Raw genomic sequence first — 258 nt, 5'->3', positions numbered from 1 at the left:
TTCGCTTTCGACCTCGACCTCCACCGGTCTGTCGTCGGCCAACAGCTCGATCTCGTCGCTGTCCACGTCGACCTCGACCGGCATCAACTCGTTGTCGACGGGCCTGAGCTCGACTGACAGCTCCGTCGCTTCGCTCTCGACCTCCACGTCGACCGGCCTGTCGTCGGCAACCAGCTCGATCACCTCGTTGTCCACGTCGACATCGACCGGTATCAACTCGTTGTCGACTGGCCTGAGCTCGACCGACAGCTCGGTCGC

The 258-nt window shown here is 63.2% G+C and carries 1 protein-coding gene; it reads left to right on the top strand.

Features of this window, described 5'->3' with window-relative positions:
- The coding region (locus C7H84_RS37200; protein ID WP_240462059.1) for a hypothetical protein at nt 1–258 on the top strand (258 nt) is incomplete at both ends.

Source organism: Burkholderia sp. Nafp2/4-1b (assembly GCF_003635165.1).
In the GTDB taxonomy this organism is placed as follows: domain Bacteria; phylum Pseudomonadota; class Gammaproteobacteria; order Burkholderiales; family Burkholderiaceae; genus Burkholderia.
Note: the sequence above shows the minus strand (reverse complement) of the source record. Positions and strands in the feature narration are given on the sequence as shown.